The organism is Paraburkholderia sediminicola (assembly GCF_046026675.1).
Taxonomy (GTDB): Bacteria; Pseudomonadota; Gammaproteobacteria; order Burkholderiales; family Burkholderiaceae; genus Paraburkholderia; species Paraburkholderia sediminicola_F.
This window is the reverse complement of the sequence record NZ_JAQQEY010000003.1, coordinates 223,262-241,573: the sequence shown is the minus strand read 5'-3', so window position 1 is coordinate 241,573 and position 18,312 is coordinate 223,262. Positions and strand designations below refer to the sequence as shown.

Sequence of the window (18,312 nt, the reverse complement as noted above, 5' to 3'; positions counted from 1 at the left end):
TGGCGGGTTGCGCGTCGCTAAAATGCATTCCGACGTGCTGACGTGCTGACGTGCTGACGTGCTGACGTGCTGACGTGCTGACGCCGTAGACCGTATTAGAACTGTCGCTGTTGGGCCGATAAATTTGTTCAGCGAAGTGGGATCTCAAACTTAGCTTAATATTTTTTCCCGGGAATCCTGCATTGGTGCTCCAGGCCGTTCGCCGTTACGTGAAGCACGACACCTATGCCGACGGATCTTTGGCCTGCAGCTCCGCACGTTCACGTGCTCGTTGCTCCGGCGATTTGTCGATCGCGATCGGCATGATCGGCAGCGCGACGATGTAGTCACCGGTGATCGACCTTTGGACGGGTGCCTTGGCGCGGGATGAGGTTGGTACCTTTGGGAGAGCGGCGGCGGTCACCCAGGAAGGAGTAGTTGAGGGCGCTGGTTTTGGCATCGCTGAACTCGCGGCCGTCGCCGGAGCCGATCTCGGGCTCGCCGGCACTGCCATTGCCTGCGCGGCAGGAGGTGCAGTCGATGGTTCAATCGCGTCGAGTGCTTCCTGGCGCTCGGACGCAGCGGCGCGGTATGCCGGCGATTTTGCCGCATGGTCGTCCAGCCATCCTTTGACGACGAACGCAACCCCGGCCGCGAGCAATCCTCCACCGAACAGCACGCCGATGAACGTGGCGTTATTCAGGAAGCCCAGACCGACGAACGACACGAGACAGCACCAGCCCCACACTTTTATGTACGAGGGACCAACCCCGACAGCGAGTCGCGGCTCAAACCTCGTCTCGACCTCACGACGCAGCGCGGCTCTGCGGTCCTCCTCAGCGACCGCTTTGCATCGGGCTTCTGCCGCCGTACCGGCCTCAGCCAGAAACGCCTCCCGACGTTTTTCCTCTTCGACCCGCGAGAACTCATCCTTCGCAACCCCGCTGGCGGATCGTTTGACTGCGGCTATCGCAACCTCACGGGAGCAGCGGAACCACTCCTTGCCTTCCCGGTGGGCGCGCAGACGCAGGTGGGCTTCGTGTTCGACGGCGCGAGGGTCGGGCACCCGGATGAAGTATTCGACGTCGACCGGGTGTGGGGAGTGCGTCCCGTTGAGCCGTGCAGCGCGTTCTGCCGGCGTGCGGGTGGTGTACCCGACCTTCACCAGCCCGGGCATAGCCTTGTTGGACATCACGTAGACGTAGCCTTCCATGTCGCCCTCGGTCAATGCATATCCGCCGCCGACTTCCAGATACCGGCCAGCTTCTTGTCGCCGTCGGATTTCGCCGAGGCAGCGCTGGCGAGCGCCTGGTGGAGCGCCGCCACGTTCGCCCGGTAAGCCCGGACGGCGTTGACCAACGTCTTGCAGGACCCCTGATCTGGAACAACGTCGCCGACCTTCACGGTGGCCCCATCGCCGAGGCATGTGCCTTGATACTTGGCAATGTGAGCGTCCAGCGTCGCCTCCCGTTCCTGCGACTTTCGGGTCGCGTTCGTGATCCCGCCGTCGACGGTCTGCACCTTCCCTTGGTCGAACTGCATCTGGCCTTGGAGGAACTGGGCCTGCCCCTGCTCGTAAGTCGACCCCCGCATGAGGCGCTGGGCACGCTCCAGCTTCTCCGTTTCCGCGGTGACCGCGGTGGGGTAATAGTTGACGATGGTCGGGGTGTTGGCTATGACTTGGTGAGCGCCGGTCATGAATGCCACCAAGTCCTGCAGGAGCGAGTTCACGTCGACGTTCATAGCCTGAACGCGCCGCTCCCGGTCCCGTTGAGCGATCACAGGAGCCCCGGCCGCGTTCAACTGAGTGACCACTGCGTTGAAGTCCGCGGTCTCGCCTTTCACGAAATGCTCAACCGCCGTCTGGGCGCCCTGCGCTACGGTCAGGTCGATGCCGTCGCTGGTGACGGTGCCGCCGAAGTTCTGGCCGACCGGGAACGGGGTGGCCTGCACGGTCAGGGTGAGGTTGGTCCCATCGACCGAGCCGGCGATGTTGGCAGTGCTCGTCGCAAGCGTCCCGTCGTTGTTCAAGGAAACGTTGCGGGTGGTACCGGTGAAGTGGTGGTCGGGCGTTTCGGTGATTTGAAGCAACGTAGCGCTTTTCGCGGTGCGCGACACGTACGTGCCCGACACCGAGCGCTCTCCGCACCCGGCGAGGAGCAGGGTGGCGCCGGTGATCGCTGACAGGCATACAGCCACGCATGCCCGCTGGTCTATTCGTTGGTCTCTCATCCCGCCCCGGTGGTCTGTTCTTTTGTACGACAAGTATAGCCACTCCCCGGGACGCGGAAGAATGCGGAGAGGGCGCGTACCTCGTTCATCCCCCGCATTCAGCTCACGACTCGACGCGAAAAGAGATGCGGTTCCGCCTTGATCTCAGCCCCGCATGATGCGTATGCTACGACAGACCGTCGAGCATCCCTTCGGCGCAGTCAAGGCCTTAATCGGTCCCCCAGTGTCAACCGGCCCGCAGAAATGTCGAAGTCGATACGCATTTCAGATGCGTCACCTACGCCTCGCGTAGTCCGATGAACGACCACGTCAAGACGCAAACACGGTTGATCATGGACGGGGACATTGGCACAAAGAATACAGGGGCGCGACTGCTCAAATACAATGGATTTTCGTGAGAAGACGGGGATTTCATTCGGTCCCACCGAGGCTTACGCGCGACGTCATCTGCGTATCGCGCCCATTACCGGCACGTCGATTCGACTATCATTACAGGAGGCACGCACAACGCCCACTTCGCCGTCTCCGTTGCGGTCATTAATTGACGGCGCGACTCTGAGCCTCGAGGAACTGCGCGGCCTCCTGCCTTCCCTGCATTCCGTGACGTGGTCATTCGGAACGAGCGACGGTTCCGCGGCCCACGAGCTGACAACGGTTTCCGACGGGATTTGCGTCGCGCTGACCGTCGATGGCCCGTCAGATGCGCTAAGCCGACTTGCTCTGGAGGGCACTCTACGCGGAATTGCTGCTCGCTTGGTCGTCGCGCTTGAGTATGGTTTGTAGCAGATCTCTGGCGAGACCGATCACGAGTTGAAACGCCCGACACCGCGCGAAATCCGCAGGCGCTCGCGGCGTCGATCAACGAACGGGTCAGGCTCCTGTAAATGCAGCAGGAAACCGTTGCCGCAGCACCGGAAGGTTGCTTCGCTGCTCGGCGAGCAGCGATTCAAACCACGTCCGAACGTCTGCGATCCCGACGGCCCTAAACAGGTCGCAGACCGCAGCGGTAGCACTGTTTGACGCAGGAAGTAGCAGAATCGCGGTGCCGGTGGCCAATACGCCGGGGATCGGTAGGCTATATGCGCTCCCCAGAACAGCGGCGCATTGTCGACGAAGCTTTAACACAAGTCCTTCTGGAACCGCGAGTGGAACGAACAAAGCAAGCAACCAGTCGATAACACCTTCATTGAGTTCGATCACCTCCAGCCTCGCGCGCAAGGGGACCGGTCGCTGCAGCTGTCCCGCAATATATGCAGCGCCCGCGAAATGGTGCGAGCCACCGGCGTTGTAGAGGAAAAGCCTGCCGTCCCACAACCGCATCCCGAGCCTGTCCGTCGTCCGCGGTTGCACGATCCTGACCTCGTGGTGATCGAGCATCTGGTGTAACCCTGCTTCATCAACAGAGGCCTTTTTATAGGTTGAGAAATCGAGGCCAAAATCTTTCACTGACGCGAAGTAACGATGTTCGGACCTGCTGTTTGATATGCCGTCGATGTCGGTTATATCGAAGGCGAAATCGGCCACCGTCCGGCTGTTGGCGATGCTGCCGGCCGGGCAGGTCACTATCCGGCTACGCAAGCCTGTGGGCGTCAGCCAAAGACCTTCGAGGCTAAGTCCGGTCTCATCGTATTCGCGGACGAAGTCAGCCCGGCGCAGCGACCCACCCCATATCCAGGGACCACGCACGTCGAGTGCGACAGGCAGCGTTGCCGGGTCGAGCAACCGCAGCTCATCTTGCAGAGCGAGCCAGGCCAACATTCGTGCTTTGTGGTCAATCGAGGGCCGTTCGACCGTGCGGCGCCACCATGTCCAGTTTTCACGTTGCGCAACGGCGCAAGGGACTGTGGCCAAAGCTTCCTTTGAAAGCATCACTGGCGAATCGGAGTATTCGAACATTCGTCAAGAACCTTTCACAGCGGCCCGAAGAGCCGCTCCAGCACAGCGTGCAATGATGCGAGCCGCACGAATGCACGGCGAGGAATGTCTCTCTGCCCGGGGCGCTCCACCTTGACGCCCGTGGCATTGGCCTTCGTGTGACTTGCGGTTTTCATCTCTCGGATATCCGGCAATGATTCTCCCGGCTCGTTCCCGTACCAAAGGAACGAGCGAAATTCCAAATCTTCGGCAACCACAATCCAGAGAATGCAACCGCTCGGCTTTTCCATCAGCTTGAGGCTTGCGGTAACACTGGCTCTCTTCCCGCCTTCCACCGAGACTTTGAGTTGAATGTGCCGCACAATGGCGCGGTGGCTCATAACTAGGTCGTAGCCGCCGGCATCAAACTCGGAGCGCAATAACTCGACGTCGGTGATATTGCGCCTCCACAGCGTACGAAGGGTTTCGCCGACAAACATGTGCTCGACGATCCGTTCACGCAGCACCGAATGCACGTAATGCCGCTCACTGACAGCGTTTGCGTTTGCGTTTGCGTTTGCCTTGGCCATTGGCCTATCCATAGCCGACACGTCCTTTTCAGCCACTTCTCGCACTGGCACGCGATCCGTGGTTCAACCTAGATCGTACGACGTCGCTTCTACCACCGTCCGAAGTTCGCTATCTCTTCTCGAAGTTCTGTCCTTAAAGGCTCCTCGAACCGCTCGACGTCGCCCTTGAGCGCAACGAAATAATCGCGCCCCCCCCATTGTTTTACGAGCCGTCTCAGAATTTCGCCTGACTCGCCCGCGTAGTGGGCGGCGAGCAGAAGATCGCCAGGCGGCCACTGGGACGTCATGAATGCGCGCACCAAGTCGCGCCGCAGCGTCTTGCAGCGGTCCCAGTCACCGAAAAAGAAAGTTGACGCAAACCACGGTGGATCGTTCCCTCGACGTAACTCCTCATACACGACCGGGAAGGAGGTCACGACCAGCGGACTGGCAGGTGCGCCCGGAAACCGAAATGCGTACTCCAGCGCTGTCCAGGTTGCGGAAAGATGCGCCTTATAGTTCACCAACTTCGCATCATCAATCATCGACGCCCAGATTCTTGTCGCTGAATTGTTCAGCGACGCAACGGGTAATCGTGCGAGGTGGCCACTTAGATTATCTATCTGCGCTAACACCTGATCCCTTGAATCACCCGACAGGGCCGCCAGCACGGCCAGATTTTCGCCGACGGACCGACGGCCTTTGAACGGCTGTCTCGCAAACTCCACCACCGTAGGCATCTCAACTATGCCGGCGTTCACCACCTGAACAATCGTTGGGTTCAGCTCGGCGCTCGACTCGGCGAGAGCTCGCTGCACCAGCGATCTTGCCAGGTCATACTGCAATGGACTTCCGACGATACTTAGAATTCGCGATCCGACTGATATGGCATCCTCAATTTCCAGTTTTGCCGCAAGCAGTATCCGCCCGACCTGCGGAGCGTGTTGCTCCGCAAACGACCGCACAACGCCCAATGCTGTCGCTGCAGTCGATTCCTCCTGCAGTGTCCGACGAAGGTCGGAATCGTCGGCCGCGTCTACCATTGCCGCTAGCAGTAGCGCTGCGCGGCCGGCGCTCAAGGTGTCGTTATTGGCGACCCACTCGATGTCGCTGCTGGTCAAGGACAGTGACTGGCTGAGGAATCTGGTGGACGAGGGCGTTTCCGTTAACCGTGCGGTGAAGTTGTGCAGGTCGCGTCGCGTGACCTCGTCTCCCACCGCATCCAACAGAGGGGCGTCGAACTCCGGAATGCCAAGACCCGTCGTCGCCCCGACCGTGGCCACCGACCAAAGAACGGCATCGTGGTCTGCGCCTCGCATTACACAGCGCAATATTGTTGAGTGATGCGGTCGGACGAGGAGTGGCACTATCCGCTGTCGCAGTCGTTTCTGGACATGCGACTCGCAAAACTCAAATGCGCGAAAGACGATGTTGATCTGTTCGCGCCATTCATCATGGTCGCACAGTGCGACGAGCTTACTCGCAAAGCGTCGGCTGCACGCGCCAACTTGCAGCACAAGCTGTGGAACCGCGACCTGCGCCCCTTCGCTCTGGTCACTCAAAATGCCAACAGCCTCAAGTCCGTCACCAAGTCCAGCAAGGGTCAATGCAGATGCCGTTGCGTGATTCTCGCGGCGTTGTAACAGGTACCGCAGTGCCTCCTTGGGCGCGGAAACAGCGAGCTCGGCAACGGTGCGACGGGCGCAAGCGGCAATACGGTGCGGTAAGCGCACCTGCGCGAACTTGCCCAACAGTGTGTCGATGAACTGAAGCGCATCGAATACCTGGTGCGTGGATGGCGTCATCTCAATCGATCGAACTACGACGGGGCTTAGCTGCCCGATTGTTTCCGACAAGAGATTTCGTGACGTCAACACATCCAGAAGCCCCAATGTCGCCGACGGCGACTCAGCCTTTTGTGCCCAAAGCTCACTCCAAAGAAGCGCTACGCGCAGTTCAGCTTCCTCTTCTATCCTGTCAAGCTGAATCAAACTGACAGTCGATGGATCGAACAGACTCGGCCTCGGGGCGCGGAAGAGTCGCTCGACCAGAGGTTGCGTCCACCGATGCCGAACGGGTCGCGGTACGACATCAATCCGCCGACCCGAAAAGTTAGAAAAGCGTTGACGCGCAGTGATTGGAGCGAACGACAGATCAAAGTCTTTGCCGTCCAAAAGCCGTGGCGCGGTGCAGAACGTCGATAGACTGAATTTCCGTTTTAGCGAAGGAAAAAAAGAAACCAGCAGCCGTTCGGCAACAACCTCTGCATCTGCAGCGTCGAACATGACAATCGGGCGCCGCGTTTCGAGAAACAGCGCTTCAACCAGGTCGCCGAGTCTGGGGTCGCTAGCCGTCGGCAGCCGTTTCGAAGAGGTGGGCAGAAAAGACACGTCCACCTTTGAGACACCACGATCAAACGGAACTAGCAGCGCCAGAAAAGAAGCGAGCGACTGCGCCGTCGACCAGACGGAGATAGGAATGAACACGCTTCTCGTAAGCACGCATCCTGCCCTAGGAGCAGACAGATCCTGCCACGTCCTCGCAAGAACGTAGTGGCTACCGCTCGGTAGCGGATACGCCGTCAGGTACGGCTCGAAGGTCTCGCCGGGGCCGAGCGGACCGGATATATCAGATAGCTGATCGACGGCGTCCTGATCCTCTCTGACCAGCTCCATAGAGGAGGCCAGCAACTCGTGTCCTCGCCGGTAACCATGCAATTGCTGACTAATCAATTCTTCGTTCATTATGACCATCAGCCTGCAACAAGCCATGCGACCGGCAACGTTATGTCATCCGAACGTTCGCGGTTACCCTGGCCATCGCTGACCACGTATCCGGACTTCAACAAATCGCCGTCGACGAAGCTCTGGCGAAACGCTTCATCGTCAGTAAGATCGCCGCCCACAATGCTAACGCCAAAGACACGCACCTCCAGCCGTTCCGTATCCAGAATGCGCCCGGCAAAGAGCGGGTATTGCTTCCTCAGATATTCGCCCGGACCGCCAGCACTGGTGTCGGCGTCAAGCAGGTCCCACGCGGTAACGACAACCGCGACACGAGGACGCTGAGAGGGGGGCGGTTTGATAAGCGTATGCTCGAGAAAGCGAACGAGTTCGCAGAGAAATACCTGTGTAGGTATCTTGGCGGCGTCGCCCTCGTCGCCATGCAACTCAAGGATCCTCTGCGCTGTTACCCAATCCATCGGCGCGACGTTTTGATCTGAATGAATGCGGACAAAGAGCAATGCGCCAGTGGACGCCTGCAGTTTGCTCATCCAGTGCTCACGAATCTCGAGCGTTTCGACCGCGTTCTTCCATAATTCGCCGAGCACGTCGGGTACGGTCAGTTCAATTTCTTCGGATGTCGCGGAATCCGCGAGGGTCAGAGAAACCGAAAAATTGGTTCGCCGCGTCTCAAGGTTCTTATCGGAGCGCGGTGCGAACCCGCCTTGAAGCAGGTGGCTTAATATTTCCTCAACATATTCGATGTCGCCGGGAGCCCGAGCCGCCCGCAGTCGCCCTTTGCCTGCATTCACAGCGGCCCATAAACGCCCAAGATAATTGGTCTTGCCTGAATCCGGACCGCCAACGAGCACCACGGCTTGGGATGTCATTTGCTCTGCTCTCCATTACGATAGCGCAGTGCCCACCGCAGCGGGGTCGAGGCCTTCGCGTCGGGCCACGTTTTGACGGCCTGTGCCGCACCACAAACCGATGTCCTGACCAAATCTTCGATCCCATGTCCGGCGGCGACCCCGTTGCCATGCCCGAACGACGCAATCTCCACGATCTCCAGCGGAACTCCCGATTGCGCGGCTGTCTCAATCACGTGCTCGATAGCCCCCGAATCGATCGCTCCCATGTCGCGCCGGGTAATGACGAGTTTGACCGGCGGAATATGTGGGCGCAGATATTCGGAGAGACGACGAATCAGCAGCGATGTTCGGTGTGCGGTGAGCCGTTGTTTCCCTGCATCGCGCAACTGGCGGCCGTCAACCATGACCCAGATGCAATCCGCAGCCTGAAGAAACGCGAACCTGTCAATTCGGTTTGTATCAATGAGGGAATTTGACCATTCGCCCGGGAGGTCTGGCAGGAGCATGTCGATGCAGGTTCGATCGCGCTTGTCCCGCAACCGCACGTGCAGGAATCCAGCGGCGCGGCCATCCGCTTGAACGGTATGGGAGGTCATCTGATCCGGCGGCTCCCCAGAATTCCAGCGGCGTGCCCCCCGGCTGATTTCGTCGAAGGCCATCAGGCTTCGGCTGTCGGCAAATTCGAAATCCCTCAGTTTTGCGCTTGCCAGTAGCAGATAGAGGCTAACGAGCGATGCGGTCTTCCCGGCGTCCGGCGAGCCCAAGATTCCGATAACGTGACAATACTTTCGCCTCATCAGCGCCGCAGCGTCGTCGAACGTCATTGCAAGAGCTGCAGGAAACCGTGCGCTTGTCGTTAGATCAGGCAGAACTTGCAGCTGATCCGTGAGCGATGCAGTCGCACTAGTTGCCCCTTGATCAAGCCGCTCCGGACAAGCGTCCGGCCTGTTATTCAAAAGGCAAATGCCCGTTTCGGCGACCGTGCAATTCTCCTTGCCGCAATTCGTGCCCATTCCTAAACCCCGGGGTGAGGATCTTCTGTTAGCTCGAGAACTGCGGTCTCGAGCAACGCTCTCGCGCACCAGTCCGACAATGGGCGTGTTGTTTCGGCGCCAGTTGTCGCATTGCCTTTGCCCGTCGCGATCGCGCAAGTAAGCGGAAAAACCAGTGAATTCTGCTTTGCACGTGTCAACGGGTTTCCCGTCAACGAGAGTCGGGAGCGAACCGGTGCGATCTCCGTGAGCAGCTCTTCCAGAGACAACGCTCGATCCTCTCGTACGTGCCGAAGCGCCAGGTGTTTGTGCGCGTCGGCCGGCGGTCTGCGAACGATACGCCCGATTTCGATACCCGCAGCGACCGCCGTCTGGACTGTCGACGCAGTCGACAGACTCTGTCCAAGCAAGCTACTCCGGTCGCCCAAGGCCCACCAAAGGATGTCGAGTTCTTCGCGATCCAGAATCGCGTTTTTCCGTAACGCGTCGATCGCGCCGCGCATTCCTTCGTTTATGGCTTCCTCAATCTTGGGAGCCTCAGCCGGGTTGGGCCATCCGACCGCGATCGCCGGCACTTCCGAACGGCGACGAGCGCTCTCCGCCACCGCAGCGACATGTCGCATCGCGATGTCTCGCACCTCGGCGCACAATAGCTCCAGCTTCGGCTCATTATTTGCCGGGAGGAATGACAGCGGTGACCATAAGCCGACGGCGAGTACGACGGTGGAGGTATACCAGTTCTCCCCGACGCTGGCCGCATCCACGGCTTGACCGGCCGCAAGTAATGCGCAAACCAACGCTTCCAATTCGTTCCCTTCGAGGACAAAGGCCGAACTTTCGTCCTTGATCGCCGCCTCGATTTCCTTTGCGAACGCCTCCGGCAACGACGGAGACGTCGCCCCGACCGCAATTGAATTGCCTATCGCAAATAGTTCACCGAGCTTCGTCGCGGCGGAGAATTTTTTGGCGAGCACAGCGATCGCGGCTTTCCGCTTGTTGACTAGATCGTCAGTGGGATTGGTGTCGAAGATTCGGACGTGCTTCGCGATGTCGAGCATTTTCGGTCCCTTCCGTTGATTATCGATTTTCTAGGACTTCATTTATGGCGTGCTCGAGTTCGTCGAGCCGTCCGCTATCCCGAAATGTTTCCAGGGCGCGCTTTTCGATCGGATGCGTCAGCATCTCACTCCAGTCGTCTGGCAGCGCGCGCAACTTCACAAGTACGGCAATACGATTGCCTGGACTCAGATCCCGGAAGAATCGCAGCCGTAGCACCGCGAAATGGTCGCTCACGTGGTCCACTCCTTCGCGCGCGTCTTCCGCGGCGGCTTCAGGCCTGTGCGCCGGCGGCCCGTCCGGAACGGTAATGGCGCGTGCGACACTTGTAACTTCGGACTCCATCGGGGCAGCAAGAGGGTGCCTCCTGAAATTCGGGCATCCAAGGTTGAACGTTAGCTGCTCGCCACCGGCGCGCTGAACATCGGCCCGAAACATTTTGTCGTCATCCGACCATGCGCGTGGGTTCACTATCACCCGTAATCCGTCGGCGGCGGCATCCCACTCGAACTGAAGAACGCTGAACGCATAGTTATAGTTGTCCGTGGCCTCCGGCGGCACCGTCGCGCCGGCGGCCAACACCAGCAGATCAGAACCGTCGCGGCCGCCCTCAACTCGAACAGACGGATTGTGTTCATGACCGGTGATAAGAACCCGCGCCCGGTTGCGTACATACCGTGCGGCGTCATTGGAATCTTGCAGCCAGTCGAGTGGATGGTGGGCAATCAGCACCACTTCTTCCCCCGGGTTCATTGGCACGATCCGCTGGCGTGCACCCAGTAACAGCTTACCCTTCTCGTTCTTGAGGGCGCCGCAGATTAACGCCGTGTTCAGACCAATGAACCGGAGCAAGCGATTTGGGGCAACCTCTGCTATCCGTGCGCCGGCGTTACCGCCCTCGAAATCCAGCGGGCACCCATACGCCTCAGCGAAAGGGCGATACGCCTCGAAGCGGCCATAAAGCATCTCACGGTCGAGGGGCTGGCCCAGGATCAAGTCAAGCTCGGCCTCCCCCTTTGTCGCAATCTCCTCGAGCGCCCGCCTGGTCATATGCGTGATCTTCACGCGGTCGATGTCATGGTTGCCGGGAACAACCTGAATTGCGGTGCTCAGGCATCCTGCTGCCGCCGCGACGCGGTCGAGCCAGATTGCCGCTTCGTCATACTCGTCCGGCTTGCCAGCGTAAACAATATCGCCCGACACGATTATCCCGTCGGCGCGCTGGCCAGGCAGGCCCCGCACGAAATCACGGACATCGTCGATCAATCTTTCCTTGACATCGTTGTGGACAAAAACGGTGCCGCCCACTTCTTGCCCGAAATGGATGTCGGACAGATGAATATAGGAAAGACTCATCCGTGATCCCCTAGCTCTAGTTCGACATTGATTTTCGAGGGCCACGATAGCAGATTCTGGCCACCGTGTTTGTACCCCCGACATGCATAGACCAAGGATATGGACGCCCTCGCGCTGCCGCAGCGGCGCTCAGACGTCTCCATCCCCGTGTCGTTGTCAAACCGCGGGCGCCTCATCTGCCGGTGGCTGCACCCGAAGGCGGTCATCGAGCAAGCGAGCGAAATCCGGGTGTCTGGCAAACGGCGTCTCGGTTCGCGCTACGCCGCCACGCAGTTCCGGCAAGACACGAGAGGAAATAGCTAACGCGGTGTGGCCCCTGTGGCGTCGCGACGGATACACAAACCCATCCGGTCGTATCGTTTCGTCGACCGACTGCATCGCAACATCCATGTAGTACCCAAGCCACTGGCACCAGTCATAGTCAGGGCTCGAAAGGTCGTCGTAAATGCCGAGACGACTGGCAACAGAGCCATTGAGATTCCAGAGCCGGAGCGGCCGCGGAAAGCTCAGTTCAGCGATGATGCCGTGCTGTACTGCGAACGGGTCCATATAGAACGTTCCCGGTCGTGTCACGTCATTCTTGCAGAACTGCGCCTCCCAGATCGCCGTTTCGACCATGTGCGCCATGTACAACCACCAGAACGGCATCTCAATGCCGCCCGCATACAGTTCAGGCGGCGGCCCGAAGCGGTACGCTCGCGCCACGCTCGTCGGCAGGACACTCTCAGGTAGATACGCAGCGCGGTATAGCTGCGCCTCACCTCCGACCGCAAAAGGTTCGTTGGTGAGGCACTCCTTCAATTGCACTGGCGACGGCAAGCGCTCGCGCAGGTACGACGGTGGTTCAACGGATGGTTTTATGTTGTCGCTCATTGGATAGCCGTTCAGGCGGCCATGCTTGCTCCCGGCCCGCTGATCAGCGCAAGGACCTTACGCTGACGTTCGTTTGCAGGCAGTTGCAAGAGTCTTTGCTGGCTCGGGTGCAAGGACGCGCGCGTCTCGAACGGGACACCAGCCAATACCTCTGCTGGCGCCAGTTCGTTCAGCGCGTCCTGCGCCGTAACCAGGAAAGCATGGACCTCAGTTCTCAACGCCCCCCGAAGGGCGAGAAGCACGGGCGACAACAGTTCAGGAACCGGTCCAGCGAATTGCCACGCGGGAAATTCGCGACCGTTACTCTGGCCTGACGGCACGACGCAATAGAACTTGTTCGCTTCTACATAGCGATACAGGCTCGCGAGCGACATACGCACCCTGCGCTGCTCGATCACCTCCGAAGGTTTCAGGTTGACAACAGGCAACGAGGAAGACCGCGCTTCGGATCCGTCGGTGTCACCGGACGCCAGAATCGTCGAGAAGCGCAGTTCCAGAACGTGTCGCAGCAGATCCCGGATTGAACTGTCCGCAAGCTCGGGGACTTTCACACGCAGCGTCCCCTCGATATCAGATGCGAACGACTCCGCTACATCCCGGACCAATTGGCGGGCATCACCCGCATAATTACCCGTGAGTGCGGCCCGGATCTTGAGATCCGATGCTTTGCTCCGTTCTTTCGTTACCTGTGTCATGAAAGCCTCCTTCAGGCAAGTTGCGGGGGCGCGCCGAGTGGATTCAAGCGTTTCGCAATGGCAGCTGAACTACCTGTCTCGGTTGTCGGCTTAATAAGTCGCTGCAGTAGGGACAACCGGACAGCCGCGAGCCGTTGTGCCAGCCGACGCGCGTGGGCAACAAGCGAGTTCAACTGCTCAAGCCAATATTCCCGCGCGAGCCAACGGCTTGAGAGACAGATCCCGGCGGCCGTGAGGTAGTCGGCTTCGTAGCGTAGTCGCGAGCCGAACAACTTTTCGATAGCACGTACGACCGGCGACTTTGTGCGTTTTTCGACCTTTAATCTGAACAGGTTGGACCAGAACTCGTAGACGTTTGCGAATCGACTTAACGTGGCCACCTCACCGTCGGAGCTGAGCTCGCTGTCGTAGTCCGGATCGATGGGATCAACCCATTCGTGAAGCGCAAACCGTCCCGGCGGAGCCTCGCGCAATGCGTATTCGCCCGGGAGAGGCTTGGCCCTGAGGCAATAGCCAGTCGCAGACGCGTCGCTCGCCAACTGTGAGTTGAGCAGGTTGAAGTTCAGTAACACGGCAGCTATCTCCCGAAAGCGGATGAACCCATTATAGATGTTTTCTCATTTTTCGCAATATTATTGTTTTTCGCAACATGCGTCCCGCAACGCGCCTCCGTCATCGGCGCCGGCCGGTGCGCCTGGGTACATTCCCGAGCCTTATCCTCCGCGTGTCCGTGGGAGAACATCCTTATGCCGAGCGACGGTTTGCCGTCGTGGAAGAAAGTTGTCACTTCGCTCGCGGAACGAGGGTGTCAATGCTCTAATGCGAACACCCTCTGCGCGGGGCAACTCGGCTGCTGGAGCGCTGGAGTTTCCCAGCTAAGTTCAGACCACTTCCGAGTGCATTCGGCCGGTACCCAGCCTGCACAGTCTCCGGGCGCATATGCCCAAGTAGCGGGACAGGCGGCGTCGCTCGCTTCGTGTCGGTTTCTCGATTAGTCACCGGCCACTCACCCGCCGATCATGCACGTCATGTGTTCGTCCATACGGGGAAAACTTGATCGCACGCACTGCGAGCGCATAAAAAAATATCATTGTCCTCCGGACGAAAGATGCGAGTGAGGCGTTTTGCTAACCGTTTCCTTTCTATCTCATAAATGAATCTTTAATTCGCAGTTTTCGAAGTAAGACAACAGTTCACCTCTAATTGAGAACCGCCACCAAGCTAATTGTGAGCGCAGTGGAATGCTCTTGCAATTGTGGATCAGCGTACTAAGCTGCACCAAAGTGATGTTGATCGACGCTGTAATAATCAATAAGTACTTAAAAGAGGTGGCGAGATGCTAACGCGTCGACAAATCAATTCAGCGGTGGTCGCGGCACCATTTTTTGAGCCGGCTGCGTTGTTTGCACGCACCAACAAGTTTTTTGGTGTTCCAACAAAGGACATTCAATATCCGAAAATAATCGCAGCACCTACCGAGCATATTCAGGGAATTTATCCAGCGCAACCTTCAGACGAATCTGAAGCCGCAAATATCCTCCTGGCTACTCCTTCCGGGCCGACCGCTTTCGACGTCGCCAGCTACTTCGTGAGTGGAAAAGTACCTGCGGATTACTTAGAGCAGCGACCCTACTCGGCGTCCTGGAATCCGTTGATATTGGACTTCTTTACCGCTACGAACCTCCGGGCATCCAACGACCTGGTCCCGTGGTGTGCTGCTTTCGTTCGTTGGTGCTTGTACCGTGCCAATAAGAAACACGGCGACAGTCCAGGTTCGCAGTCATTTCTGAATGACGGCTTTCCCCCAGCATCTCAGCCAAACATTGGAGACATCGTCGTCTTCACCTGTCATCGAAAAGACACAGGCGCAGATACGGGATTGGGGCACGTCGGGTTTCTTGCGAGTATCCCCAAAAGCGGTGCTTTTAATGTCCTCGGCGGGAATCAGTCAAAAGCGGGTAATTCAAGCTGTATTTGCATTTCCTCTTTCAAGTCTGATTATCCGATGACTCGCTGCTTATCGGTTTACTCAAACGGAAAATGTAGTGAGCCGCGAGTGGAGGTCAATCTCAAATTGAATCGCTTCCTCAAAATTCCGTAAAAGATCCTTTGTTGAATTATTTTAGCCAAAAACTCCGCGAACGCGTCACACTCTGGAGGACCAGCCAGGTCGAAATGCGGTGCACGTGGAGAGGAAAATACCTAAAAAAGAGGACAAAATGATTTCTCGCCGCACGGTTATCATTATTTCCCCATTGTTCCTGGTGGGTTGCTCCACGATGAGAGCGACCGTTTCTGCACCGCCGCTCAGCGATACGTTGATCAATGATGCTCAACTTGACGCTAACAATAATCTTAGCTACATCGGCAAAGTGGTTCTCGATTCTGAACAGAAATGCAATCAATTCATGGCGGACTTGAGTGCTGCAGAAAATAGCAGTAATGCCGGACTTGATATGGCCACTACTGTTTTCAGCGCGTTGGCAACGGCGTTTACCCCTATTTCGACTATCCACGCGCTCACGGCGAGCGCGACGATCACAAGCGGTTGGAAGACGGCAATCAACACCGACATCTATGCGAAAGCGGGGATCGCAACCTACGCACAAGCTATTCAGGCTTCCTACTATAAAAACTTAGCCGACTATGTGAGTAAGTTGCCGACTGACCCTAATGCGCCAATTGTCGCGTCCTTGGAAGTGTCGAAAATTCAATCGATTCACCAGCAATGTAGCCTTGGTTCCGCACAGATGACGGTTAGCGCGACGATCGGAGCTGCAGCCGCGCAGGCACCGACACCCACACCCACGCCCATACCAGCGCCGACACCCACGCCGACACCCACGCCGACACCGACACCCACACCCACACCCACACCCACACCCGCAGCGACAACGGGGGCAGTTTCAAATGCAAGGCAGATTGTGGTCAAAGGCCCGTTTTCGATGGGTGAGGTCGCTGTTATCACGGCGACATCAGCTCAAATTAACCAATCCCCAGCTAGTGTTCGATATCTGGTCACAGACAAAACATCCGTAACGGACGTTGCCAAGGGGATAGCTCAAGCGATCACCAGTTTTCCTTCGCTAAAAGCAGCGAACGTTAGCGCAAACGCCGTAACCAGCGGGGCAATCACATCGATCCAATTGAACTATCCCAACGGGACCGCAATCGTATGGAACCCTGACCCGCCGACGCAATTTCAGCTAATTGCCCCAATTGCGCCGACAAATCAGATCACTAGGACTCCGATGTATATTCCCGGCGCGAGTCTACTTTCGAAATGAGTCACACACGAAAGGCGCTCAGTTAAGGGGTGACTCTGGCCAACACATGGTCAACTTGACAGCACAATTCGATACAGTGGCATTGAAGTCAGCGACGCACTTGAGATGGCGAACAGACCGAAGTCCGCGAGGGATGCGGCCGGACAGTAATGCTCGCTGTCCGCAAGCTAAGGTCGTTCGCACCACCCCGCTGGCGGTCACGGGAACGCCGGTTTCGCCGAGACAACTACCGTTCGCGCTGTAACGATCTGACCGCGACTGTTCTTGACAGCGTGCTGATATCGAAGCGTTGAACGCGGTGCGTTGAATTCACGCGCCGTTGTGGTGACGCTGATCGACAACGACCATTGCCGGGACGCTCGGCGGTGCGAGCCGCGACGTGGCGCAGGTAACTTTCTGTGGCGGGGCCATTCAGTTTGGTGGCAGCCGCCAGGATGCAAATTGCAGCGCTGCGCTCGCCATCGGAGTCGACGTGCAGGATGTTCGGTGAAGCAACGAATGGAAGCAGCTAACCGCGCAATGAGCCCGACCAAGTCGGTTTCGCCGGTACACAACGACGTGGGCAGCGGACACAGCTTATGGCCTCGGCGCAATCCCGCGCTACTTGTCGGCTAACTTGGCGAGAACGATCGTCGCACAGTTCCCTTTCACGAGGATACTGCGCCAGATCGAGAACTCCCCGAACGAAAGGGGACGACTAGGGCCCTTATCAGACTCCAGATCGGTCAGTAGCTTGCCCCAGCCCGGCCTTTCAGGGAGGCTTTTGGGCTCCGCTCGAGCTATCAATGAAGTCTCTCAAGCCCGGCACATCGCGGTAGTGCACCCCGCCACTGCGAATCTTCGATGAACTTTGCGGCTTCGCTGCGGATCAGGTCCTTCGTCAGCGGCCATTGGCCACGAATCCTATGTGCCGTGCCCGGAAAGACTAGCGTTGTAGCAGGATCATTCGCCGAAATGCTCCAGGCGCTAAGTTCGGCCAAAAGCGCACGCGAGGCCTCGCCGATCTTGTTCGACGGGCCACTGTCCCCTACGACGGCATACGCAACATGTCCATGCCACGCCACGACTGCGAGATCGCCGGCTGCCCAGGTCGCCTTCATGGGCAGCTTTAATCCACCCGGCATTACGATAAACGGGACCTGTGTGGCGTCCGCGTAGTCCGACTGCACATTAGAGTTGTAGGGTGCCCCGGGTCGCATCAGCGTGTTTGTCGTCAAGTAGAATCCCGTCTCCTTCCCGTTCGCATCAACCTGCTTGACCGGCACTCCGCAACCCATATCCTTGGAGTAGTTGTAGCCACACGATCGTAAAGGGCTTACTGCTACGCCGTACCAGCGCATGCAAAGATGATCCGGCCCGCACGGCGGAAAACCCGCATCCCGGATCGTAATGTAGTCATGCTTGCACAAAGCGGTCTCGCTCGTTTTGCCATCTGACGAGACGCCGGACAGCTTGCCCTCACTTCCGCCCTTGGCATATCGGTTATATAGCTGCCTGTCATTTTCATGGAATTCCAAAACGTCACCGCCATCACAAATGGCGTCCATACCTGGGTCACGACCGCCATCAGCCATGCCAACATGGTATGCCTTTGGGGCACCGTCCTCATCGCGCTCAACCCCCGACATAAATAGCACAGCAGCAGGAGACTGACTGATCAGGACGCCATGGCCATCCAGAAAGCGCGGCAATGAGGACGATTCCGGCGCTGAAAGAGGACAGGTTTGGGAGTACGCGTCCGATAGGACCAGCATATTCACGGCTAGGATGCCTACGATACAACCTAGATTCCTGATCATGGCAATTGACTCCGTCAGTCGGCGA

At 58.2% G+C, this 18,312-nt stretch carries 15 protein-coding genes; 2 read left to right on the top strand and 13 right to left on the bottom strand.

What is annotated here, in order from left to right; translation table 11 throughout:
• Positions 1-223 precede the first annotated feature (223 nt).
• The 12 genes from PQQ86_RS39200 to PQQ86_RS39145 form a co-directional block, all read right to left on the bottom strand.
• Positions 224-1,192 (bottom strand): GIY-YIG nuclease family protein, encoded by a 969-nt coding sequence (locus PQQ86_RS39200; protein ID WP_408279628.1) that lies wholly within the window; start codon positions 1,190-1,192, stop codon positions 224-226.
• A gap of 11 nt (positions 1,193-1,203) precedes the next feature.
• A complete protein-coding gene (locus tag PQQ86_RS39195; RefSeq protein WP_408279627.1) occupies positions 1,204-2,112 on the bottom strand; it encodes a hypothetical protein in 909 nt (302 codons plus the stop codon).
• A gap of 969 nt (positions 2,113-3,081) precedes the next feature.
• Complete coding sequence (locus PQQ86_RS39190; RefSeq protein ID WP_408279626.1) at positions 3,082-4,107, bottom strand: DUF6685 family protein; 1,026 nt, start codon at positions 4,105-4,107, stop codon at positions 3,082-3,084.
• A gap of 14 nt (positions 4,108-4,121) precedes the next feature.
• Positions 4,122-4,655 (bottom strand): hypothetical protein, encoded by a 534-nt coding sequence (locus PQQ86_RS39185; protein ID WP_408279625.1) that lies wholly within the window; start codon positions 4,653-4,655, stop codon positions 4,122-4,124.
• An 89-nt stretch (positions 4,656-4,744) separates the two neighbouring features.
• On the bottom strand, positions 4,745-7,378 hold the full coding sequence (locus PQQ86_RS39180) for a GAP1-N1 domain-containing protein (protein ID WP_408279624.1): 2,634 nt from the start codon (positions 7,376-7,378) through the stop codon (positions 4,745-4,747).
• A gap of 8 nt (positions 7,379-7,386) precedes the next feature.
• Positions 7,387-8,247, bottom strand: coding sequence for a TRAFAC clade GTPase domain-containing protein (locus PQQ86_RS39175; protein WP_408279623.1), 861 nt, complete (start codon positions 8,245-8,247; stop codon positions 7,387-7,389).
• On the bottom strand, positions 8,244-9,053 hold the full coding sequence (locus tag PQQ86_RS39170) for a TRAFAC clade GTPase domain-containing protein (protein ID WP_408279622.1): 810 nt from the start codon (positions 9,051-9,053) through the stop codon (positions 8,244-8,246). The genes PQQ86_RS39175 and PQQ86_RS39170 overlap by 4 nt, the downstream gene beginning before the upstream one ends.
• A 191-nt stretch (positions 9,054-9,244) precedes the next feature.
• A complete protein-coding gene (locus PQQ86_RS39165; RefSeq protein ID WP_408279621.1) occupies positions 9,245-10,279 on the bottom strand; it encodes a GTPase-associated system all-helical protein GASH in 1,035 nt (344 codons plus the stop codon).
• Positions 10,280-10,298: 19 nt separating this feature from the next.
• Positions 10,299-11,633, bottom strand: a complete 1,335-nt coding sequence (locus PQQ86_RS39160; protein WP_408279620.1) for a metallophosphoesterase — start codon at positions 11,631-11,633, stop codon at positions 10,299-10,301.
• Between the two features lie 156 nt (positions 11,634-11,789).
• Entirely contained in the window at positions 11,790-12,506 is a 717-nt protein-coding gene (locus PQQ86_RS39155) for an RES domain-containing protein (protein WP_408279619.1), read from the bottom strand.
• A gap of 11 nt (positions 12,507-12,517) precedes the next feature.
• The gene (locus PQQ86_RS39150) at positions 12,518-13,201 is read right to left on the bottom strand and encodes a hypothetical protein (RefSeq protein WP_408279618.1); all 684 of its coding nucleotides are present in this window, start codon (positions 13,199-13,201) and stop codon (positions 12,518-12,520) included.
• Positions 13,202-13,212: 11 nt separating this feature from the next.
• On the bottom strand, positions 13,213-13,773 hold the full coding sequence (locus PQQ86_RS39145) for a hypothetical protein (RefSeq protein WP_408279617.1): 561 nt from the start codon (positions 13,771-13,773) through the stop codon (positions 13,213-13,215).
• Positions 13,774-14,537: 764 nt separating this feature from the next.
• On the opposite strand from PQQ86_RS39145, the gene PQQ86_RS39140 reads away from it, so the two are divergent.
• Positions 14,538-15,302 (top strand): CHAP domain-containing protein, encoded by a 765-nt coding sequence (locus PQQ86_RS39140; protein ID WP_408279616.1) that lies wholly within the window; start codon positions 14,538-14,540, stop codon positions 15,300-15,302.
• A 118-nt stretch (positions 15,303-15,420) separates the two neighbouring features.
• On the top strand, positions 15,421-16,488 hold the full coding sequence (locus PQQ86_RS39135) for a hypothetical protein (protein ID WP_408279615.1): 1,068 nt from the start codon (positions 15,421-15,423) through the stop codon (positions 16,486-16,488).
• A 782-nt stretch (positions 16,489-17,270) separates the two neighbouring features.
• On the opposite strand, the gene PQQ86_RS39130 is transcribed toward PQQ86_RS39135, so the two are convergent.
• A complete protein-coding gene (locus PQQ86_RS39130; protein ID WP_408279614.1) occupies positions 17,271-18,287 on the bottom strand; it encodes a hypothetical protein in 1,017 nt (338 codons plus the stop codon).
• Positions 18,288-18,312 lie beyond the last annotated feature (25 nt).

Excerpts from the sequence above, each read along its gene's own strand:
- PQQ86_RS39200 (WP_408279628.1), bottom strand. The coding sequence starts at position 1,192 with ATGGAAGGCTACGTCTACGTGATGTCCAACAAGGCTATGCCCGGGCTG.
- PQQ86_RS39190 (WP_408279626.1), bottom strand. The coding sequence starts at position 4,107 with ATGTTCGAATACTCCGATTCGCCAGTGATGCTTTCAAAGGAAGCTTTG.
- PQQ86_RS39185 (WP_408279625.1), bottom strand. The coding sequence starts at position 4,655 with ATGGCCAAGGCAAACGCAAACGCAAACGCAAACGCTGTCAGTGAGCGG.
- PQQ86_RS39180 (WP_408279624.1), bottom strand. The coding sequence starts at position 7,378 with ATGAACGAAGAATTGATTAGTCAGCAATTGCATGGTTACCGGCGAGGA.
- PQQ86_RS39175 (WP_408279623.1), bottom strand. The coding sequence starts at position 8,247 with ATGACATCCCAAGCCGTGGTGCTCGTTGGCGGTCCGGATTCAGGCAAG.
- PQQ86_RS39170 (WP_408279622.1), bottom strand. The coding sequence starts at position 9,053 with ATGACGTTCGACGACGCTGCGGCGCTGATGAGGCGAAAGTATTGTCAC.
- PQQ86_RS39165 (WP_408279621.1), bottom strand. The coding sequence starts at position 10,279 with ATGCTCGACATCGCGAAGCACGTCCGAATCTTCGACACCAATCCCACT.
- PQQ86_RS39160 (WP_408279620.1), bottom strand. The coding sequence starts at position 11,633 with ATGAGTCTTTCCTATATTCATCTGTCCGACATCCATTTCGGGCAAGAA.
- PQQ86_RS39155 (WP_408279619.1), bottom strand. The coding sequence starts at position 12,506 with ATGAGCGACAACATAAAACCATCCGTTGAACCACCGTCGTACCTGCGC.
- PQQ86_RS39150 (WP_408279618.1), bottom strand. The coding sequence starts at position 13,201 with ATGACACAGGTAACGAAAGAACGGAGCAAAGCATCGGATCTCAAGATC.
- PQQ86_RS39140 (WP_408279616.1), top strand. The coding sequence starts at position 14,538 with ATGCTAACGCGTCGACAAATCAATTCAGCGGTGGTCGCGGCACCATTT.
- PQQ86_RS39135 (WP_408279615.1), top strand. The coding sequence starts at position 15,421 with ATGATTTCTCGCCGCACGGTTATCATTATTTCCCCATTGTTCCTGGTG.
- PQQ86_RS39130 (WP_408279614.1), bottom strand. The coding sequence starts at position 18,287 with ATGATCAGGAATCTAGGTTGTATCGTAGGCATCCTAGCCGTGAATATG.